We start from the raw sequence: 2,539 nt of genomic DNA, 5'->3' as shown, positions 1-2,539 counted from the left end.
TATTTGACTCTATTGGATGGCCTGGGGTGATCACTGGAGGCACCATGACTCCGGGCGGAATTATTGCCGATTCTTTAGATCCTGATTTTTGGCAGTCAGGTAAAGAAGAGTTTTGGCATGGTGATACTGATCAATTTTGGAATTATGGATATTCAGAAATTTCTTATGTCTGTCAGTACGTACCAACTACTCTTAATAGGGCCATCAACCTTACGCTGAAATCTGACATAGTTGGTAATGGGTCTGTGGAATATAGAAGAATTGGCGCTAATAATCCTTGGATGTATTGGCCAGGCTCCATTGTTGCTGAGACTGGAGGCTATGAATTTAGAGTCACTGTCTCGGGCGGAAAAGAGCAGGGCAGAATCAATGCCTTTTCTGTATCAGCCTCTACCAACACTACCACCCTGTATTTTAATGACCTAGTAATTAGTAATACCGGCACTCGGCTACCCATTGGTGCTGGATGGTATGGAATATTAGGAATTAAATTAACAGTGCAATCTGATGGCAATGGCGCAAGTACCGCGCTGACCATTGATAAATCACTCAGCGGTCCATTGATCAAGTGTTACAACAATTTAGGCAATCAGGTTCAAGGATTGATTGACGCTGAAATTCGTCTTTACTAGGAGATTTATATGCCATTACAAGATTGGTCTGCATTTGATAGGCCTGCCACTAATTCAACCTTTAAAGCAGCTCTATATAGCCTGTGGTCTGCTGTCAATGGATTGCTATCGAGCACGGGTAACCCACCCAATATCTTGATGCATCCAAACAAAATTACGTCAAACGTAACTATCCCTGATGGATATAACGCAGTTTTAATAGATCCCGTTGAAATTTCACCTGATGTCACTATCACCGGGCTCGGCAACTCAACCTTAAGAGGAATGTAATCATGAGCAAAGCAATATTCGATGAATTCGCAGCACCGGGCAATCAACCCGCTAACTTTCCATACGGACTCAGAATCGCTCCAGGCTATTCCACTGGCATTAATGATATTGGCCTTGCTGGACAGCGTGGATTTGGTGTAGGCATTTGTCCTGGACCATTACCTATCGGAATGGTGGGAATTGAAGGGTATGGTGATCAGGCCTCAGATAACTATGGCAACTACAAATACTCCGATGGCTCTGTCATGGTTTGGGTACCAGCCTTTTTTTATAAAGTAGGCACTGGTTCTAATGGACTTGCTTTAAATAAGATTGACATCAAATCATTCTCAACTTATGCCACAGTCGCAGCCGCGAATTCAGCTGGCTATGCATTACATCGAGCATTCTATAACGCTGGAAACGTAACTTATGGATTTTTTATTGATAAATACAAGGTCAGTAATAATGGCGGTATTGCCTCTAGTTTGCGTAATGGTATTGTGCTCACTAGTGGTCAGCGAGGCACGCTATCTACAGCCATATATTCTGCTTTAACGGGTGCTCCAGCTAATACATTAGGCGGATCTGTTGCAGCGGCTAAAACCCGTGGATCTAGCTTTTTCCCAACAAGCATTTTCCAACGCTCTGCCTTAGCAATGCTTTCCGTTGCTCATGGCCAATCAGCTACCGCATCTACCTGGTGCGCTTGGTACGATGCAGCGGGTATCACTCACTTCCCCAAAGGCAATAACAATAATGCTTTAGGAGATGCTCAAGACGGCGCGATTACCTATGTCTATGACGGCAATGGCACCTATACCGGCTGCGGTAAGACTGGATCAGCAAACCTCTTTAATCGCACTACTCATAATGGTCAAAACTGCGGTATCGCTGATCTCAATGGCCTGACATACGATTTTTGTCCTGGTTTAACTAGCGATGGCACTAACTATTTCTTGCTCAATACCTCAGCAGATATGAAGGCGGTCACGGGCGGTAATACGCTAGCTGGTGACTTATGGGGCGCTACTGGTTACGCTGCCATGTACACCAATATTGGCACAACCTATGGCCCACTATGGGCTACTGGCGCTAACCGATCCTTTGGTATGGGTAGCGCAACTCAAGTACTCTCAGAGGCTACTAGCGGCACCGCATGGGCTATGGCTGGCGCAGGCATTCCATTAGCAACGGGTATTGGCGGCACCAATATGTTTGGCAATGATGTGATCTACGATTACAAGCCAAACGAAATGGCTCCGCTCCTGGGCGGCGCCTGGAGCAACTCCTCCAATGCGGGGGTCTGGTGTCTCATTCTGGGCAACGTCCGGACGACCTCGTACAACACCTTTGGCTTCCGCTCTGCCTTGTATTTGTAAGGATGTTAGGGGTGGCGAGAGCCATCCCCATTAATTATGGGACAACACTCTGAAGCTGAGCTAAATCAGAAATTTATTGAAACTGCAAAATTGATGAATATTTATCTTAATCATTTTCCAAAGTTTGAAAGATATGCTTTATCTCAGCAAATCCGCAACTGTATGTATGAAGTCTATTCCTACATGATTGAAGGGCAAAAGCGTTATCACAAAAAAACTGTATTAGGAAATTTGGATGTAAGACATGAGCAATTACGGATGTTTACCAATCTTGCT

4 protein-coding genes are annotated in these 2,539 nt (G+C 44.8%); all 4 read left to right on the top strand.

Features of this window, described 5'->3' with window-relative positions; all coding sequences use genetic code 11:
- Positions 1-632: hypothetical protein (locus B7Y67_RS15140; protein ID WP_293599348.1), on the top strand; the 632-nt coding region annotated here is incomplete at its 5' end.
- A gap of 9 nt (positions 633-641) precedes the next feature.
- On the top strand, positions 642-902 hold the full coding sequence (locus B7Y67_RS15135; protein ID WP_293599347.1) for a hypothetical protein: 261 nt from the start codon (positions 642-644) through the stop codon (positions 900-902).
- A 2-nt stretch (positions 903-904) separates the two neighbouring features.
- Entirely contained in the window at positions 905-2,263 is a 1,359-nt protein-coding gene (locus B7Y67_RS15130) for a hypothetical protein (RefSeq protein ID WP_293599346.1), read from the top strand.
- Between the two features lie 36 nt (positions 2,264-2,299).
- Positions 2,300-2,539: four helix bundle protein (locus B7Y67_RS15125; protein ID WP_293599345.1), on the top strand; the 240-nt coding region annotated here is incomplete at its 3' end.

This window comes from Polynucleobacter sp. 35-46-11, assembly GCF_002281105.1.
This window is presented reverse-complemented; position numbering and strand designations above follow the sequence as displayed.

Bases quoted from the DNA above. Each gene is read 5' to 3' on its own strand.
- B7Y67_RS15135 (WP_293599347.1), top strand. From the start codon at position 642: ATGCCATTACAAGATTGGTCTGCATTTGATAGGCCTGCCACTAATTCA.
- B7Y67_RS15130 (WP_293599346.1), top strand. From the start codon at position 905: ATGAGCAAAGCAATATTCGATGAATTCGCAGCACCGGGCAATCAACCC.